General features: G+C 37.2%; 12 protein-coding genes and 1 tRNA gene. 9 read left to right on the top strand and 4 right to left on the bottom strand.

Going from position 1 to position 19,066, the window contains the following annotated elements:
- Positions 1–348 precede the first annotated feature (348 nt).
- Positions 349–4,458, top strand: a complete 4,110-nt coding sequence (locus C7D97_RS09510; protein ID WP_105301796.1) for an Ig-like domain-containing protein — start codon at positions 349–351, stop codon at positions 4,456–4,458.
- A 1,709-nt stretch (positions 4,459–6,167) separates the two neighbouring features.
- Here C7D97_RS09510 and C7D97_RS09515 read toward each other — a convergent pair.
- The gene (locus C7D97_RS09515; RefSeq protein ID WP_105301797.1) at positions 6,168–6,782 is read right to left on the bottom strand and encodes a thiamine diphosphokinase; all 615 of its coding nucleotides are present in this window, start codon (positions 6,780–6,782) and stop codon (positions 6,168–6,170) included.
- Between the two features lie 116 nt (positions 6,783–6,898).
- On the opposite strand from C7D97_RS09515, the gene C7D97_RS09520 reads away from it, so the two are divergent.
- The 8 genes from C7D97_RS09520 to C7D97_RS09555 all read left to right on the top strand — a co-directional run bounded on the left by C7D97_RS09520 (position 6,899) and on the right by C7D97_RS09555 (position 16,774).
- Positions 6,899–8,107: an AI-2E family transporter gene (locus tag C7D97_RS09520; protein WP_105301798.1), complete on the top strand. Its 1,209-nt coding sequence runs from the start codon at positions 6,899–6,901 to the stop codon at positions 8,105–8,107.
- Positions 8,094–8,702 (top strand): hypothetical protein, encoded by a 609-nt coding sequence (locus tag C7D97_RS09525; protein WP_105301799.1) that lies wholly within the window; start codon positions 8,094–8,096, stop codon positions 8,700–8,702. The genes C7D97_RS09520 and C7D97_RS09525 overlap by 14 nt, the downstream gene beginning before the upstream one ends.
- On the top strand, positions 8,702–10,225 hold the full coding sequence (gene malQ / locus C7D97_RS09530; protein WP_105301800.1) for a 4-alpha-glucanotransferase: 1,524 nt from the start codon (positions 8,702–8,704) through the stop codon (positions 10,223–10,225). The genes C7D97_RS09525 and malQ overlap by 1 nt, the downstream gene beginning before the upstream one ends.
- On the top strand, positions 10,203–12,584 hold the full coding sequence (locus C7D97_RS09535) for a glycogen/starch/alpha-glucan phosphorylase (protein WP_205408065.1): 2,382 nt from the start codon (positions 10,203–10,205) through the stop codon (positions 12,582–12,584). Before malQ ends, C7D97_RS09535 begins: the two co-directional genes overlap by 23 nt.
- 4 nt (positions 12,585–12,588) lie before the next feature.
- Entirely contained in the window at positions 12,589–13,383 is a 795-nt protein-coding gene (locus C7D97_RS09540) for a ZIP family metal transporter (RefSeq protein ID WP_105301801.1), read from the top strand.
- 867 nt (positions 13,384–14,250) lie between these two features.
- On the top strand, positions 14,251–15,072 hold the full coding sequence (locus tag C7D97_RS09545) for a glycosyltransferase family 8 protein (protein ID WP_105301802.1): 822 nt from the start codon (positions 14,251–14,253) through the stop codon (positions 15,070–15,072).
- A 134-nt stretch (positions 15,073–15,206) separates the two neighbouring features.
- Positions 15,207–16,355 (top strand): cation diffusion facilitator family transporter, encoded by a 1,149-nt coding sequence (locus tag C7D97_RS09550; protein ID WP_105301803.1) that lies wholly within the window; start codon positions 15,207–15,209, stop codon positions 16,353–16,355.
- 11 nt (positions 16,356–16,366) lie between these two features.
- Complete coding sequence (locus tag C7D97_RS09555) at positions 16,367–16,774, top strand: GNAT family N-acetyltransferase (protein WP_105301804.1); 408 nt, start codon at positions 16,367–16,369, stop codon at positions 16,772–16,774.
- 255 nt (positions 16,775–17,029) lie between these two features.
- On the opposite strand, the gene C7D97_RS10760 is transcribed toward C7D97_RS09555, so the two are convergent.
- The 3 genes from C7D97_RS10760 to C7D97_RS09570 form a co-directional block, all read right to left on the bottom strand.
- A complete protein-coding gene (locus C7D97_RS10760; protein ID WP_275886695.1) occupies positions 17,030–17,158 on the bottom strand; it encodes an LDCC motif putative metal-binding protein in 129 nt (42 codons plus the stop codon).
- A 368-nt stretch (positions 17,159–17,526) separates the two neighbouring features.
- A tRNA-Ala gene (locus tag C7D97_RS09565) sits at positions 17,527–17,602 on the bottom strand.
- A gap of 118 nt (positions 17,603–17,720) precedes the next feature.
- Positions 17,721–19,061: an MATE family efflux transporter gene (locus C7D97_RS09570; RefSeq protein ID WP_105301805.1), complete on the bottom strand. Its 1,341-nt coding sequence runs from the start codon at positions 19,059–19,061 to the stop codon at positions 17,721–17,723.
- Positions 19,062–19,066 lie beyond the last annotated feature (5 nt).

Raw genomic sequence — 19,066 nt, forward strand, 5'->3', positions numbered from 1 at the left:
ATACAATAATTATACAAAAAAGACTATGAAATATATCGGCAATAAAACAGAAGTAATGAAAAAGATTGATAAAAAAAGTTAAAGATATAACATTTTCCTTTTATCAATTTAGTGTATGCAAGAGGTGAATTGTTGAAATATGCTTATGTAGCTAAGTTTTATATATATTGGGAAAATCTTTGATTTTGATAAATATAACTAAAAATTCAATGATTAAGCTTGAAATGAAAATAATCGGGTATAGAATAATTATAAGACATTTTGCGAACACGCAGTCTATGATAAATGTAACTAGGACAGACTCTAATATATGGGGTTTTGGGCCTGTCGATTATTTATGGAGGAAAAATGGACAACAAATTTAATAGAATTATTGAGTACAAAAAACAAAAAGGCTCAATAAGAAAACCTAAATACGCTACAAGAAAACTATCAATAGGATTAGTATCTTGCATGCTAGGTTACGCACTCTTAGTATCTCCATCCTCAGTAGAAGCAGCTGAACTTGATAGCGAAAAAGCTGTAGCTGAAGAATCTGCTGAAACAGAGACTACAAGTGGGGAAAATTTAGAAGAAGAAAATAAAGAAGAAACACCAGCTGAAGGAAGTGTTGAAGAAGAAACTCCAGCACCAGCTGAAGAAGAAAAACCAGCAGAAACAACAGAAAACACTGGAGCTCCTACAGAAAAGGAAACAACAGAAGAAGCTGTTGTAGAAGACAAAGAAGCTTTCAGCCTAACAAAAGACCAAAGACAAGCTCTAAAAGAAGCTGGCTTTACTGATAGTGAAATAGCAGAAATCGAAAAAGAAATAGCTAATAAACTAGAAGCTGATTCTAGCCTTAACGCACAAACATTAGTTGATGAAAAGATTTCAGAAAAAACAGATACACTTGGAATGTCTGAGGAAGCTAAACCAGAAGCTGTTGCAGCTCCATCTGATGAAAATAGAGAACCAAAAGACATATCTAACGATGTTCAAAGCAAATATGTTGCCTTAACAGAAGAAGGACACGAAACAAAAGGAACTATAAAGCCAGATAATGGTGAAGCAGTAGGTTGGGAAGTTTTCTTCACATCTCCAAAGGGAACAATTGCAGGAGATTACTTTACAATTGACCTTTCAGATAACCTATCTTTAAAGGGAATCGAACCTGACCACGAAAAAGAATATCCAATTGAAATCGATGGAAAAGTTGTTGCTGATGGTATTAGAACTGGTAGAAGTACAATCAAATATACTTTCAACGAAAACATCAAAGATCAAAGAAATGTAGTAGTATCTGTAAAGGGTTTTGCTTATATTGATAAGACAAAAGTTCCTAATAACACAACAGATGAAAAAATCTCTATTGCATTAGGAGATACAGTAGATGAACATAATATTAATGTCCAATATGGCGACCCATATTACACTGGGGATAAGCTAAATGGTGTGAGTCAATTTACAGAATTTGACCCTGAAACCGGTGAATACACTCAAGTATTCTATATAAACCCTGATTCAAAAACTATTACAACATCTACAAGAAATTGGGCCACAGGTAAAGTTGCAGCATTTATAGATGGAATTACACCTGATGGAAGTAAATCTGATGTAAATTATACAGATAAAGATACAACTGTAACAGTACAAAAACTTCCTGCTGGCACTAAAGTACCTGATGCTATTATAGAAAACCCAGTTGAAACTGATGAACCAACAATGGTTAAGACCACTTTCAGAGATGGCGGTATTGAAATTGTATTCGCAGATAATTCAGATGATAATCTTCGTAGCAATAATATCGACAGTCCATATATCATTACTGTTAAATCAATAGCTGCTCCAAGCAAAACAGGCAACAATGTATATTCAAGAGCAACTTTTTATGGTGATGGAAGTAAGTTCCACATTATGGACAATAGTATTGTAACGACTAAAGGAGATACTGAAGCACAAGGCGATAAAATTGGTTACTTCATCGAACACCATGTTTACAAAACAAAAGTAGATGGCGTACTTCAAGAAGACAAGACATTTACTCTTCATTCAAACAAAATGGAAGGTTACGATTACAACAAATACTTTACAAACAAAAATGTAATTGATGACTTTAAATTTGTAAAAGTTGATACAGATAAATTAGTAGAAAACCCAGTATATAATACAGATGGTACTATTGCTCGTGGTAACTACGAACCTGGCAAAACAAAAGAAGTAACTTATATCTATGAAAGAGATATAACAAGTGGAAAATTCCAAGAACACCATATTTACCAAACAGTAGATGAAAAGGGAAATGTTTTAACTACAGATGATACTGTTAATAAAGATGAAACAAAAGGTATTGATGAAGATTCTTACAAAACATCTAAGATTGATAGAGATGGTTACACTCTTACAGAAGTAAAGGCAACAAATGATGAGTCTGCAAAACTAGGAGTAAAATTCGATTCAAAAGGTGCAGAAACAACAGGAAACTATGTAAATGGCAAAAAGTTAGAAGTAACTTATATTTATCAAAAACAAAAACCGGTAGAGAAAAAAGGTTCATTCCAGGAACATCACATTTACCAGACAAAGAAACTAGACGGAACAATCGTAAAAGATGATGAAGTAAATAAAGATGTAACAGAAGGAACAGAAAAAGAAAACTACAAAACATCAAAAGAAGATAGAGACGGTTACAAACTAATCGAAGTAAAATCAGTAAACGGCGGTCAATTTAACGAAGACGGAAGCGAAAAAGAAGCAGCATACATTGCAGATACAAAACAAGAAGTAACATACATCTATCAAAAAGAAGAAGTAGCAAAAAAAGGTTCATTCCAAGAACATCACATTTACCAAACAAAGAAACTAGATGGAACAATCGTAAAAGATGATGAAGTAAATAAAGATGTAACAGAAGGAACAGAAAAAGAAAACTACAAGACATCAAAAGAAGATAGAGCAGGTTACAAACTAATCGAAGTAAAATCATCAAACGGCGGTCAATTTAACGAAGACGGAAGCGAAAAAGAAGCAGCATACATTGCTGATACCAAACAAGAAGTAACATATATCTATCAAAAAGAAGAAGCAAAACCTTGGACACCAATCGAAGAAACAGGTAAGTTCCAAGAACACCACATCTACATCACAAAAGATAAAGACGGTAAAGAGATAGGACGTGAAGTAGTAGATGGAAAAGTAAGTGGTGGAACAAAAGACATGGCTTACACAACAGGCAAAGACGAAAAAGACGGATTCAAGTTTGTAAGAACAGAAGATGCCAAAGAAAACCCAAGCTATGATAAAGATGGAAAAGAAACAACAGGCAACTTCAAACCAGGTGTAACTCAAGAAATCACCTATGTATACGAAAAAACAGAAAGTGAATGGACACCAATCGAAGAAACAGGTAAGTTCCAAGAACACCACATCTACATCACAAAAGATAAAGACGGAAAAGAAATCAAGCGTGAAGTAGTAGACGGCAAAGTAAGTGGTGGAACAAAAGACATGACTTACACAACTGGAAAATCTGAAAAAGACGGATTCAAATTCGTAAGAACAGAAGATGCCAAAGAAAACCCAAGCTATGATAAAGATGGAAAAGAAACAACAGGCAACTTCAAACCAGGTGTAACTCAAGAAATCACCTATGTATACGAAAAAACAGAAAGTGAATGGACACCAATCGAAGAAACAGGTAAGTTCCAAGAACACCACATCTACATCACAAAAGATAAAGACGGTAAAGAGATAGGACGTGAAGTAGTAGATGGAAAAGTAAGTGGTGGAACAAAAGACATGACTTACACAACTGGAAAATCTGAAAAAGACGGATTCAAATTTGTAAGAACAGAAAACCCAGTAGAAAATCCAACATTTGATGAAGAAGGAAAAACTACAGAGGGTAAGTATAGACCAGGTGTAAAACAAGAAATCACCTATGTTTACGAAAGAACAGAAACACCATGGACACCACTAGAACCATCTGAACCAGTTGAACCAGAAACACCAGGTGAAACTCCAGATATTCCATGGACACCACTAGAACCATCTGAGCCAGTTGAGCCAGAAACACCAGGTGAAACCCCAGATATCCCATGGACACCACTAGAACCTTCTGAGCCAGTTGAACCAGAAACACCAGGTGAAACTCCTGAGACTCCAGAAAAACCTGAAAATCCTGAAAAACCAGAAACTCCTGAGACACCTGACAAACCTGAAAATCCTGAAAAACCAGAAACTCCTGAGACACCTAAAAAACCTGAAAAACCAGGTAAATCAGAAACTTCAGAAGATAAGAAGGATAACAAGGTTCAAGTTCCAGTAGTTGAAGCTAAGAAGGAAGTTAGAAAAGAAACACCTACTAGAAAGAAAGGTAACCCTAAGACAGGTGTAGGTTCAATATCAGGTGCAGCACTAGGACTAATCGCAGCTGCTAGTGGACTCTTTGTCAGCAAGAAGAACAAAGACGAAGAATAAAAATAAATAGACAGATTGTTACCATATATTAATCCAAAACTCCAAGTTCTCCAGCTTGGAGTTTTCTCTTGGATATTTTTAGCTAATATTAGAATGATAAATAATTTAAGGAATAAATACAATTATATTAATATTTATAGGATATTTTGTATTTTAATTATAGTTTATTAGAGTATAATAATGATTAAATAAATTCCAAGGAAGCCCTAAGAGAAGTAGGCCTAGAAAGTCCATCGATGATGGAACAATAGAGAAAATCCTCCCAAAACTTACAGATTACCTAGAAAGTTTGGACAAGGAAAAGATTGGTAAGAAGATGAGTTAATCGATGAAATCCAATGAGATATCTCGACTCCGCTTCGCTCCGCTCGATATAAGGGTGTGCAGGGGCCTTCAAGTCATGAATAGAACTGAAGAAATCTTTTTTCCACATATCCCTTATTTCGACCTTGTGGAGAAGTCTCACTCATTACATTTAAGAGGCAGATAATTATTTACTTTGAAAAAATCTAAACAATCCTTACACCATCTCGAAGGAGCTACGACTGAGAGATCTACAGTCTGTGATGACATGTAGATTATTAAGTTTAAGCTATTTACGAAAATACATAAATAAGAAAAACTCAAGCCAAACACGTTCCAAGGCTCTGTAGACCTCTCGTCGCTTCCCCGTGGAAGCTCTGTCGAGGTGGAGGGGGGGAGAGATGTCTCGACTACGCTCGACATAAGGGGTAAGAAAACGAAGTTTTCTCTCTCTTTCCCTTACCTCGACCGAAGTGGAGAGGTCTCATAAATTAACAGTATCGTAGAATAATTGCCTATACTTTGAGAATAAATCAAAACAAGGTTTCCGCCATCTCGAACGAATGTGAGAGATCTTAAGTCTATGATGACATATAGATAATGAAGATAAGCTATTTACGAAAATACGAAAATACATAAATAAGAAAACTTAATCCAAGCATGTCCCAAAGTTCTGTAGACCTCTCAGTCGCTCACTCCTTCGAGGTGGCGAGTAAGGAATATCTCATAATTAAAAATAAAAATTACTACATGAGATCTCTCGACTACGCTTCGCTCCGCTCGAGATAAGGGGTAATGTATACCAAGCTTCTATCGTGTTTACAATAGTTCATTGTGGCCAGGACCATTAGACATAAGGGAGGTAAGAAAACAAAGTTTTCTCTCTTCTTCCCTTACCTCGACCGAAGTGGAGAGGTCTCACTCATTATATTTAAGAGGCAGATAATTATTTACTTTGAAAAAAATGTAAACAATCCTTACACCATCTCTAATGGAGTTGTCACAGTGAGTTTAACGAACTGATGAAACTCCTTAATCGAGGCTTGGCGAGGTGAAGGTATTTGACCTGAGCCCGCAAGCTACCGTCGAAGGAGCTACGACTGAGAGATATACAGTCTGTGATGACATGTAGATTATAAAGATTAAGTTATTTACAAAAATATATAAATAAGAAAAACTCAATTCAAACATGTCCCATAGTTCTGTAGACCTCTCGTCGCTTCCCCGTGGAAGCTTTGTCGAGCTGGCGAAGCTAGGAATTATCTTAATTATACAGATAATTATCTCATGAGATCCCTCCACTAGGGTCGGGATAAGGGATGAGAGTAGGGTCGGGATAAGGGATGAGAGGTGCTCACACACCCTACCTATTCCTTTACACCAATTGCAGTGGAGGGAGTTTTTTCCTAGCAATCCTTATCCTCAAATACCACAACTACAGCCCCGTCTTTTACCCCTATTTCAAAATCTTCTTTCTTTGTTTCATTTGATACTCCTAGGGCATCGTCTATTTTCATTTTGTAGTCTTCTAGTTCGTAGTAGAGTCCCTTAATTGTAAGTCTGGTCTTATCATTTAGGGAGAATATTGATACGTAGAAGTCGTGGTTTTTGTAAGTATAGGAGAAGTTATCATCTACTACAAATATTTCCTTAGATCTCGATTTTAGTTTTACATTGATTCCTTGTTTTTGGTAATGGTAGATAGTGCGGATGTTTGATATGGTGTGGCTTTCTCTGCCTCCCAGTCCTCCATAGATGATAATCTCCCTAAAGCCTTTTTCTTTGGCAAATTCTATCGCAGCAACGGTGTCCGTAAAGTCCTTTACTGGATTTAGGGCGATTACGTTGATATCGTCTGGTCTTTTGGATGAGTCGAAGTCTCCTATGATGTAGTCGACATTGATATTTTCTGATTTAGCAAGTGTATAGCCCCTATCAGCTGCAAGGACTAGGTCATTTTTTCCTATTTCGTCGAAGAAGCCGTCGAAGCTTCCTCCTCCAATTATATAACAAGTTTTCATATTTCACCTCTCCTCTTAGTTTATTATAAATTGTGCAATTGAGCAATTTTTTATTAATCGCCATATTCCTTTTATTTGTGGTAAAATATACATATCAGGTAGTAATGGAGGTAGATATGGAAAAGCTAGATAAAAAATCTAGAGATTTATTAAAGGTTATTTGTTATGGAATTATATTATTTTTTGCCTTCTGGTATTTTCCAGTTATCAAGGATGGATTCAATAAAGTAGGGCGAGTCTTACAACCCTTTATCATAGGAGGGATGATTGCTTATCTAGTAAGTATTCCTATGAATTATTTTGAAAGAAAACTTGTGGCGAACTTCCCAGATAAGAAATATAGGAAAAGGATAAGTGCCCTATCTTTATTTGTATCATGGGTACTTATTATATGTTTCTTGGTTTTATTTTTAAATATCCTTATTCCAAGGATTGCTACAGTTATCTTATCCTTCTTCAATAGATGGCCTGAGTTTGTTAGAGAAACTTACGAGACCTTAAATAGTCACTCTATCACAAGGCCTTATGCTGATAAGTTCTATGAGTATGTGAACTCCTTCGGCTGGTATGAGGTGAGAAATGCTGTTATGAATTTTATCACAGATAAGAAGACTGACCTATTTAGTCTAACTACAGGAGTCCTTAACTCAGTAAGCTCTTCTTTGATTTCGATCTTTACGATTATTGTCTTTTCTATCTTTGTCCTAATATATAAAGATATGCTTAAGACAAATGGAACTAGGATTTTATATGCTTTAATGAGTGAAAAAAGAGCGGATTATCTAAACAAGGTCCTATCCCTATCTTATAACACCTTTAAGGATTATATTTTCTCAAGGCTTATAGCAGTGGTTACCCTTTCTGCTTTAACCTTTGTAGGAATGTTTATTATGGGCATCCCCAACGCTGGAGTTATATCGCTTTTTGTGGGAGTGTCAGATTTGATTCCGATTTTTGGTCCTATAGTAGGAGCTGGTCTATCTGCGGTTATTATATTTTTGGAAAGTCCAATCAAGGCTTTGATTTTCCTAATCTATGATGTAATAGTCCAACAAATCCAGGAAAATATTATCTACCCTGCCATAGCGGGCGAGAAGATCGGACTTCCTGCGGTTTGGGTCCTTGCGGCAATTACAATTGGTGGATCACTCTTCGGTATTTGGGGTATGCTTGTCGGTATTCCTGTAGCATCTATTATATATACACTATTTCACGAGTTTATTGATAATAAGCTTAAGGATAAGAATGTTACAGATAAAATGATCGAAGAAAAGAAGAATGAGAAATACACCATGGAGGATATTGATAGCCATGAAGCTAAGTAGATCAGCCTTAGGCGAATTTGTTCCTGTCATAGACGGGGATAGGACCTATTACGGAGGTTTCCAGAATTTGCTTGAGAGAAAGAAAGTATCGAAGTTCTACAGAGACAGGTCCTGTGTTGTAACGGCTATGACTAATGCTTATTTTTATCTATTTCATAGGAAAAGAGAGATTCCCATGGACCTATACAACGAATACCACTATTATTTCTTTAGGATTCTAAGACCCTGGGCCAATGGAGTTCCTACTGTAAAGAGTCTCGATAGAAGGCTTGATAGGGTGAGGGAGGATTTTGGTATTTCTCTAGAGTCTAAGACACTTACAGAGACGATGGTTAACAAGAGACCACTAACAAAGAAAATCGCCTTTATAGAAGAAGCCTTGGAGAAAGATAGTCCACCCATAATTATTAACTGGCTATCTAATGATATTTCTGTCATGAAACATCACGGAGTATGCATCACCGAGCTTAACAGAGTAGCTGATAAGCATGAAGTAGTTGTTTCTAGCTGGGGAAGGGTCTACAGATTTATCCTAGAAGATTTTGAAAGACAATTTAGAACTTATACTGGTTTAATTTATTTTAAGGAGAGATAATGCAAAAACAAGAAAGATTAGCAAGGGGAAATGGAGTTATCCTTCCAATTTTCTCCATTCCATCAAACTATGGAATAGGAACTTTCGGCAAGAAGGCCTACGAGGCGGTCGATTTCCTATCAGATGCTGCCATCAAATACTGGCAAATCCTACCTCTAGGACAGACCTCTTATGGGGATAGTCCCTACCAATCCTTCTCATCCTTTGCCGGCAATCCCTACTTTATCGACTTGGATATGCTGATTGAAGATGGGCTTTTGGAAAGAGAAGAGCTTGACAATCTAAATTTCGGAGACAATGAAAGATATGTCGACTACGGCATCCAATACAATCTCCGCTACAGAATCCTGGAAAAGGCCTTCGATAAGGCAAAAGAACTTGCGGCTGAGGAGATTAAGGAATTTAGGACTAAGGAAAAAGATTGGGTAGAAGACTACGCCCTCTTTATGGCTATCAAGAGAGAAAAGTTTGATGTAAGTTGGCTAGAGTGGGACGATGAACTAAAAAACAGGGACAAGAAGGCCCTAAAGGAATTTAAGAAGAAAAACTCAGAGCTTGTGGATTTCTATGTCTTTATCCAATATGAGTTCTTCAAACAATGGAAGAAGCTTAAGGAATATGCCAACAGGAAGGAGATTCAAATTATAGGAGACCTTCCAATCTATGTAGCCCTCGACTCATGCGATGCCTGGGTCAACTCTGATATCTTAAAGCTTGATCCAGAGACTAAAGAGCCAATCATTGTCGGAGGAGCACCACCAGATGCTTACTCCGAGGACGGACAACTTTGGGGAAACCCTGTCTATGATTGGGATAAACTTAAGAAGACAGATTATGACTTCTGGCTTAAGAGAATTGGAGCAAATCTAAAACTTTACGATATCCTAAGACTCGACCACTTCAGAGGCTTTGAGGCCTATTATGCAATACCAGCTACTGATGATAATGCCAGATACGGCAAGTGGGAATTGGGCAAACCTTACGAGCTTTTCGATAAGATTATAAAAACCTACCCAGAAGCTCTTTTCATAGCAGAAGATTTAGGTTACATTACCAAGGAAGTTGATGATCTTAAAAACCACTACAACTTCCCAGGTATGAATGTCATCCAATTCGCCTTTGGTGAGAAGTTTGACAGCAATTACCTACCACACAACTACGAGAGAAATTCTGTAGTATATTCTTCAACCCACGACTCCGACACCCTAAAGGGATTTTTGGATGAGGCAGATGAGGAACTTACAGGACTAATCGATAAGTATTTCGGCCTAGATGAGGATGACGATAAGCTAGCAAAGATTATAAGAGCCCTTATGGCATCTGTTTCTGATATAGCAATGTTTGAGATCCAAGACTTCTTTGGATTCGGTAATGAAAGCAAGATCAACTCTCCATCAACCATTGGCAACAACTGGAAGTGGAGAAGTATAGACAGCGACTATGATGAAAATTTAGCGAAAAGAATAAAAGAAATGTCAAAAGTATATGGGAGATATGATTATGGACAAACTGAAAAAGAATAAATTTATTGAAAATTACGTAGAAAACTTACAAAGAATTACCCTAAAATCCTTCGATGAGACAAGCGATAAGGACAGATACAATGCTCTATGCGATTCAATCATGGAATTAATTAACGAAGAGTGGAGAGCCTGTAAGAGAAATACTAGAAACGAGAGAAAGGCCTATTACCTATCTGCAGAATTCCTAATAGGAAGATCTTTAGGAAATAACCTCATTAACTTAGGTATCTATGACGAGGTCAAAGAGCTCCTAGATGAGATAGGAATCGACTTTGAAGCTATAGAAAACTACGAGGACGACGCAGCCCTAGGTAATGGAGGTCTTGGAAGACTTGCAGCCTGTTTTATGGACTCTGCCGCAACCCAAGGGATTAATCTAGCAGGCTACGGTGTAAGATATAGGGAAGGAATCTTCAAACAAAAAATCGAAGAAGGCTTCCAAGTAGAAAGCGGAGACAGCTGGATCAAGGATGGAGATGGCTGGTCAATCAGAGTAGACTCCGATGCCAAAATCGTAAGATTTAGAGACCAACAAGTAAAGGCTGTTCCATTCGACATGCCTGTAGTAGGTTTCGAAAACGGCAGGGTTAATACCTTAAGACTATGGCAATCTGAACCATTTGAGGAGTTCGACTTCGCCAAGTTTAACAACTACGAATACGACGATGCAGTAGCAGAAAAAAACCGTGCTGAAGATATCACAAGAGTACTATATCCAAATGATATGCAAAGAGCCGGCAAGGTCCTAAGACTTAAGCAACAATACTTCTTCTGTTCAGCCTCTATCCAAGATATGATAGAAAAATACAAGAGAGACTTCCCAGAAGACCTACAGTTTAAGAACTTCGCCAAATATCACGTGATCCAATTAAACGATACCCACCCAATCATGGCTATCCCTGAGCTAATCAGAGTCTTGGTAGATGAAAATGGAATCTTCTTTGAAGATGCCCTAGAGATTTGTAGCAAGGTCTTTGCCTTCACCAACCACACAGTCCTCCAAGAAGCCCTAGAAAGATGGGATAAGGACATAGTTTTAGAAGTAAGCCCAAGATGTCTTGAAATAATCGAGAAAATCAACGAGAAATTAGTAGAAGAATTTAATGCTAAAGGCTACTCAGAAGAGCAAATCGACCCATACAGGATTGAAAGATTCGGACAAATCCACATGGCAAATCTTGCAATCTATGTAGGATTTTCCGTAAATGGAGTAGCAGCCCTTCATACAGAAATCCTAAAGGCTGATACCTTCAAGCACTGGTATAAGTTAAGACCTGAAATGTTTAACAACAAGACCAATGGTATAACTCCAAGAAGATGGCTAGTATATGCTAACAGAGAGCTTTCAAGCTTCATTACAGAAAAGCTTGGCACAGACGAGTGGAAGTACAAGCTAGACCTACTTAAGGGACTAGAAAAATACAAGGATGATGAAAAAGTCTTAGAAGAGCTATGGGATATCAAACAAACAAAGAAAAACCAACTTGCCAAATATATTTTGGACACAGAGGGAGTAAAAATTGACCCAGAATCAATCTTCGATATCCAAATCAAGAGAATCCACGAATACAAGAGACAACACCTTAACGTCCTTCACATTATCTATCTCTACCACAAGCTTAAGAAAAATCCTGACATGGAATTTACTCCAACAACCTTTATCTTCGGAGGAAAGGCAGCCCCAGGATACTTCAGAGCTAAGGGAATGATCAAACTTGCTAATGAAGTTGCAAGAGTAGTAAACGCGGATCCTGACGTAAATGACAAGATAAAGGTAGTATTTGTAGAAAACTACAGGGTAAGCTACGCAGAAAAACTCTTCCCAGCAGCAGATATTTCAGAGCAAATTTCAACAGCAGGTAAGGAAGCAAGTGGTACAGGAAACATGAAATTCATGCTAAACGGCGCCCTAACACTAGGAACACTTGATGGAGCAAATATAGAAATCTTCGACCACGCTGGAGAAGAAAACAACTTCAGATTTGGTGCTACAGTAGAAGAGCTAAACGAAATAATGGATAGCTACAATCCAGTAGAATACTACTCCAAAGACCCAGATATCAAGGATGTAGTCGACAGTCTAGTAAGTGGAGAATTCAAAGATGAGGGATCTTACATGTTCCTAGATATCTACAATGAATTAATTAAACCACAAAATGGACAAAGAGGAGATAGCTACTTCCTCCTAAAAGACTTCAAGTCTTACGCTAAGGCTCACGAAAGAGTAAACGAGGCCTACAAGGATAAGATAGATTGGTCTAGAAAATGCTTGATTAACATTGCAAACGCAGGATTCTTCTCATCAGATAGAACAATCCTAGACTACGCAGCTGATATTTGGAAAATAGATCAAGAGTAGAAATATGGATGCACAAGCAATATTAGGATTAATGATCCCATTTATAGGCACAAGCTTGGGAGCAGCTTGTGTCTATATAATGCGTGACGAGTTAAATATAAGAGTACAAAAGGGCCTATCCGGTTTTGCGGCGGGAGTAATGGTTGCAGCAAGTATCTGGTCCCTACTAATGCCTGCCATGGATATGGTAGAGGATAAAATGGCAAGGATGGCCTGGGTCCCAGCTGCTATAGGATTTATAGTAGGAATAATATTCTTACTTTTCCTAGATTCCGCTATTCCTCACCAACACATAGACTCAGACACACCAGAAGGACCCAAAAGCGAAAATCTAAGAAAAACTACCATGATGGTTCTAGCGGTAGTAATCCACAACATACCAGAAGGAATGGCAGTTGGGGTAAGCTTTGCTGGAGCAATATATGGCCACGGCACAGTAACTATGGCGGGGGCTATGGTTCTAGCCTTAGGAATCGCCATCCAAAACTTCCCAGAAGGAGCAATTATATCTATGCCCCTAAGAGCGGCTGGAGTAAACAAACACAAGTCCTTCATCTACGGCATACTTTCAGGAGCAGTAGAGCCAGTGGCAGCAGTACTAACCATCCTCCTATCAGGAATAATGGTCCCAATCCTTCCATATCTCTTAAGCTTTGCAGCAGGAGCAATGTTCTACGTAGTAGTAGAAGAGCTAATCCCAGAAGCCACAGGAGAAGGAGAAGACCACACCAACATAGGAACCATAGGCTTTGCAGCAGGCTTTGTAGTGATGATGGTCCTTGATGTAATGCTTGGATAGGTTAAGTTAATAAGAAAAATTATATTGAATTAAAAAAGCCTCAGACTCTAATTTACTTAAGAGCTTGAGGCTATTAATTTGACACTAAATGAGTAAATTCCTTACCCGCCACCTCGACAGAGATTCCACGGGGAAGCGACGAGAGGTCTTCAGAACTATGGGACACCTCTAGATTGAGTTTTTCTTATTTATGTATTTTCGTAAATGATTTAATCTTAATGATCTACATGTCATCACAGACTGTAGATCTCTCAGTCGTAGCTCCTTCGAGATGGTGTAAGGATTGTTTAGATTTTTTTCAAAGTAAATAATTATCTGCCTCTTAAATATAATGAGTGAGGTTTCTCCACTTCGGTCGAGGTAAGGGAAGAAGAGAGAAAACTTCGTTTTCTTATCTCCCTTATGTCGAGACATCTCAAATTCGCCACCTCGACAGAGCTTCCACGAGGAAGCGACGAGAGGTCTACAGAACCTTGGGACGTGTTTGGATTAAGTTTTCTTATTTATGTATTTTCGTAACTAACTTGATTTTCATAATCTAGGTGTCATAATAGCCTGTAGATCTCTCACATTCGTTCGAGATGGCGGTAATTATGTGAATAGCTATAATTCTAGGCTTAAAAGAATTATACTTTTACCATTTCTAGGGAGGTTTCTCCGCTTCGGTCGAAACAAGGGAAAATGAGAGAAAACTTTGTTTTCTTTCCCATTATGTCGAGCGAAGTCGAGACATCTCTTGACTTGCTTTATTTTACCTCTTGGATGATAATAAATAATAGTACTTCAGATATTTCATAAGCTCAAAAGTCGATTTTGGGTATAAATTGACTATACTTATATAATATTTTATAAATAGAAAGGAAAATTATGGCTGATGCTTTATTGCTTACATTAGATGAAAATTATATACCGCAGATGAAAGTTCTTATGACTTCTATTTACATAAATAATCCAGGAAGGATCTTTGACGTCTATCTTATCCACTCTAGAATATCAGAGGATAAGCTTAAAGACTTAGGGGAAGATTTAAAGAAATTCTCTTACACCCTTTATCCAATAAGGGCTACGGACGATCTATTCTCTTTTGCGAAAGTTACCGACCGCTATCCAAAGGAGATGTATTATAGGCTTCTTGCGGGGGAGTTTTTGCCGGAAGATTTGGGAGATATTTTATATCTCGACCCTGATATGTTAGTTATCAATCCCTTGGACGATTTACTTAGGACTGATATCTCAGATTATATTTTTGCTGCGGCAAGCCATACTGGGAAGACCGATATGGCCAACAATGTCAATAGGATTCGCCTAGGAACTGACACCGACTATTACAATTCGGGTCTGCTTCTAATTAATCTTAAAAGGGCGAGAGAGGAGATTGACCCAGAGGAGATTTTCTCCTTTGTTGAGGATAATTACATGAATCTTTTCCTCCCAGACCAAGACATCCTTAATGCCATGTACGGGGGTAGGATTTATCCTTTAGATGATTTGATCTATAATTATGACGCAAGAAACTATTCTTCTTATCTCCTTCGCAGCAAAAAGCAAGCTGACCTAGCTTGGCTAATGGATCACACCGTAGTTCTTCACTTCTGCGGCAGGGATAAGCCTTGGAAGAAAAATCACAGGAACAAATTCACCAGCCTTTACAAGCACTATATGAGTCTTACGAAAAGATATCTGGCTTAGCTTAGAGAAATAAATAGGAGAAAGGTAGATTAGCCCTTTTCCTATTTTTCTTTGAGTAAAAATGTTATAATTGATAGAAGAAAGCTGTTTGTTCATTTGTCACTATAATCATGAAATAAAGGAATTAATATAAATTGAAGAGATTTAAAGATTTTAAGAAACTAGAAGAATTAGAAAAGGATCGAGAAAATAAAATTGTAAAGACCAGCATGTTTGGCATAGTTGGAAATGCCCTACTTGCAATATTGAAAGTATTTATTGGAATGAAATCAAACTCCATAGCTATATTGGTCGATGCAGTAAATAATTTATCAGATGCACTAAGCTCTGTTATAACCATTGTCGGAACAAAACTTGCCGGCAAAGAAGCTGACGACAAACATCCCTTTGGCTATGGGAGGATAGAATACCTTTCGGCTATGGTTATTTCGGTAATTATCTTATATGTAGGTATAACATCCCTAGTAGAGGCAGGCAAAAAAATATTTGATCCAGTAGAGCCATCTTATAGCCTCCTAAGTGTTATAATAGTTAGCCTATCTGTCTTGGTAAAACTAGCTATAGCCCGTTACTTCTTAAAGGTTGGCGGAGAGGTGAAATCAGATTCTCTTATTAATGCAGGTGAAGATTCTAGGCTTGACTCAATCGTATCCTTATCAATCCTAATATCTGCAGGCTTGTATGTAATGTTTGATATTTCCCTAGAAGCATATCTTGGAGCAATCATATCAATAATCATTATAAAATCTGCAATAGATATGCTAAGCAAAACCATATCACAAATATTAGGAGAGACGATTGATCCAGAACTTGAACAAGAAGTGATAAAAACAGTAGAAAGTTTCCCTGATGTAGAAGAAGCAAGTGCCCTGGTCCTAAGCAATTACGGGCCTAATGATTGGAATGGATCTATTGATATAGGTATGCCAGAATCTTTTACAGCTGAGAGGCTAGATGAGATAATCAGAGATATACAACTTGAAGTTTACTACAAACATCAAATAATACTCACTGCGGTAGGTGTATATCCAATAAATGCTCAAAACAAGCACATTAAAACAATCAAAGAGGAGATAAAAGAAATAATCTTATCCCACCAAGACATAGACGGAGTTCATGGCCTGTATGTAGATCAGCTTGATAAGGAAATAAGGTTTGATCTTACAATAAGCTTAGATGCAGATGATAGGCTTATAGTTTTAGAAAAAGTAGTAGGCGATATAAAAAATCACTTCCCAGATTATAATATAGAAGCCTTACCAACAGATGTATGGATTAGATAAGAGGAATAAAAATGAAAAACATTGTAATCAAAGAAGATGTAATACCAAATTTAGATAGCATTCTAAATTTATATAATGATGTTTTACGGAGTGCATATACTAGTGACCCAAAACAGTTAGAAAATGGCTTGAAAAATTCATTGAAGATCTGGACAGCTTGGGAGGAAGATTTGCTAGTGGGATTAGCAAGAGTTGTTGGTGATAGCTGTACTATTATTTATATTCAAGATATTTTAGTTTTAAATTCATACCAGAAAAAAGGAATTGGAAGTCAGTTATTAAAAATAATTCTTGATGAGTATAAGGATATTCGACAAATCATTTTACTAACAGACGACACTGATAGATCTATAAGGTTTTATGAGAAGAACGGGTTTACAAAGGTTAGCAACTATAAGACTGTGGCTTTTATGAAATAGTATTGGTTTTAAGTCTTTTTTGATTGTAGTTAATTTAATTATAGGGTAAATGATTAGATATGTCTTCTTTTTTACAAAAAAATCGTGATGACAGAAGTATCATTTACTACTACCAACACGATTTATTATAGACCCCTTTTTGTCTCTGGTCTTTTTCTTGGCATAAAAATTCCTCCTGATTAGTTTTTACTTTCCCTAATCAGGAGGTTTCTATACACAAAATTTCACACAGTCTCAGCCGCGATCATTTTTTCTTTATTTATATTCTTTTTTGTTCAATGAACAACAATCTAATCTTTCATTTCCAAAAGATTTTTTATTTTCTTCTGCTAGATTTTTCAAGAATTTTTTCCATCTATTTTTTATTGATTCAAATATTTTCATATTTTACCTCCTCGGGTAATTATTTGCAAACCATCTACAATAATATTTATACCGGAAAAAATTATTTTTTTCAATTTTTTATCTCCATTTTTCCTATCCCATAATTAAAGACAGGATATCTTTTCCAAAAGTAGAAAGATAAACTTCCATTTCTAATTTATATAACAAGCAAAATGATCCCAGATTCAGTTATGGATAAGGAAAAAATTGAATATGTAGAAGAAAATAAATAAAAGACCCAAATCCTCTTATTTTTCATTATAACTAATTTAGTTCTTGTTAAGTTAATTTGATGTTTCTCGTTTATCGAGAGCTTTGAACCTCTACAAAACAGTGATTTGAAGCCTTTTGATTTCTCCTGATTCTTATGGTGGAGCATAAGGGAATTGAACCCTTGGCCTCTTGACTGCCAGTCAAGCGCTCTCCCAACTGAGCTAATGCCCCAAGATGTATCCATTCTAGCATAATTTATAAGAAAAGACAAGCGGATTCGATTCTTTATTCGTTTAAAAAGAGAGATGAAAATAGGAGAGCTCCCTAGCTTTCGGAGACTCTCCTTTTTTTAAATTTTCTTGTTGACCCAGTTTCCTTGATGGAATCTACGTCTTAGGCAAATAAATCTTGATGCCTGATCTGATAGGATTCCTAGCCAGATTCCAATTATGCCCAGGCTTAGGACATTTACTGCAAGTAGGGTGACTGCACTTCTGATGAAGGTTACAGATAATAGGGCTACAAAGAGGGTGTATTTGACATCTCCTGCCGCTCTGAGGCATCCTCCGTAGATTGTTTGGGAGATTTGTAGGAGAACTATTACTGTTAGAAATCTAGTTATTATTACACCGTATTCTATTATATCTGGGTCTTTGAAGAAGAGGCCAAAGATATTTCTTCCGAAAAATATCAGTATGATTGAAACTATTACTGATAGGCTAAAGCCGATTTCTTGGCAGACCTTGCCGTAAGTCTTAGCTCCTTCTTTATCCTCTGCTCCTAGGGCGTTACCTGAAAGGGCTATGGCTGCTACTTGCATACCATTACCCAAGGAGAAGGTTAAAGATAGAAGGTTCATTCCTACATTGTGGGCAGCAAATATTTCTGTTCCAAGACTTGCTGCGGTGATAGCTGTTACCAGAAAGCCGATTCTTGCTGAGACATTTTCTACAAATATATTTGATCCGAGGCTTGCAATAGATTTGGCGATTTTTTTGCTAAAGGAAAACTTCGCTTTTACAAACTGATTGAAGTTCAGGTAGGAAGATTTCCTCGTTAGAGAAATGGTACACATAATGCTCGCCACGACTGTCCCTAGGACTGTCGCAATAGCAGCTCCCCTTATGCCTAGGGCAGGAAAGCCAAAGTTTCCGTAGATTAGTAGGTAGTTAAAGGTGATATTAACGACAGAGCTAACTAGGTTTGATACGAAGGCAATTTGTGTATTGCCGCACCCCCTGTGGCCAGCATTGATGACCATGGCTAGGGCATTAAAGATAATTCCTCCCATAATTATTTGAAAGTAAGCTATAGAAAGCTCATGAGTTTCAGGATTGGACCCAGCAAACTTAAGAATTGGGGAGAGGAAGGGCATCATCACAAGGTCTACTAGGATTACGAAAGCTATTACTATATAAATAGCTGTTAGAAGAGTCTTGTTAGCTTCTTTTCTGTCTCCTTCACCCTGTCTTCTCGCAACAAGGGCCGATACGGCCGCATTTATGGAGAAGAATATGGTAAGGGCTATAAATTTAGGCTGGGTAGTTAGGCCTATGGCTGCAACAGCACTTGGGCCCATACCTGATACCATGAAGGTATCTATTATGTCTGCTATGGATATAAAGAAGAATTCCAATAGGGCAGGCCAGGCAATTGATAGTGATTTTTTCCAATAATCTTTTCTTTGCACAAATC

It is taken from the genome of Anaerococcus marasmi (assembly GCF_900290195.1).
Lineage (GTDB): Bacteria > Bacillota > Clostridia > Tissierellales > Peptoniphilaceae > Anaerococcus > Anaerococcus marasmi.

Coding starts and splice junctions, on each gene's coding strand:
- C7D97_RS09510 (WP_105301796.1), top strand. CDS start 349: ATGGACAACAAATTTAATAGAATTATTGAGTACAAAAAACAAAAAGGC.
- C7D97_RS09515 (WP_105301797.1), bottom strand. CDS start 6,782: ATGAAAACTTGTTATATAATTGGAGGAGGAAGCTTCGACGGCTTCTTC.
- C7D97_RS09520 (WP_105301798.1), top strand. CDS start 6,899: ATGGAAAAGCTAGATAAAAAATCTAGAGATTTATTAAAGGTTATTTGT.
- C7D97_RS09525 (WP_105301799.1), top strand. CDS start 8,094: ATGAAGCTAAGTAGATCAGCCTTAGGCGAATTTGTTCCTGTCATAGAC.
- malQ (WP_105301800.1), top strand. CDS start 8,702: ATGCAAAAACAAGAAAGATTAGCAAGGGGAAATGGAGTTATCCTTCCA.
- C7D97_RS09535 (WP_205408065.1), top strand. CDS start 10,203: ATGGACAAACTGAAAAAGAATAAATTTATTGAAAATTACGTAGAAAAC.
- C7D97_RS09540 (WP_105301801.1), top strand. CDS start 12,589: ATGGATGCACAAGCAATATTAGGATTAATGATCCCATTTATAGGCACA.
- C7D97_RS09545 (WP_105301802.1), top strand. CDS start 14,251: ATGGCTGATGCTTTATTGCTTACATTAGATGAAAATTATATACCGCAG.
- C7D97_RS09555 (WP_105301804.1), top strand. CDS start 16,367: ATGAAAAACATTGTAATCAAAGAAGATGTAATACCAAATTTAGATAGC.
- C7D97_RS10760 (WP_275886695.1), bottom strand. CDS start 17,158: ATGAAAATATTTGAATCAATAAAAAATAGATGGAAAAAATTCTTGAAA.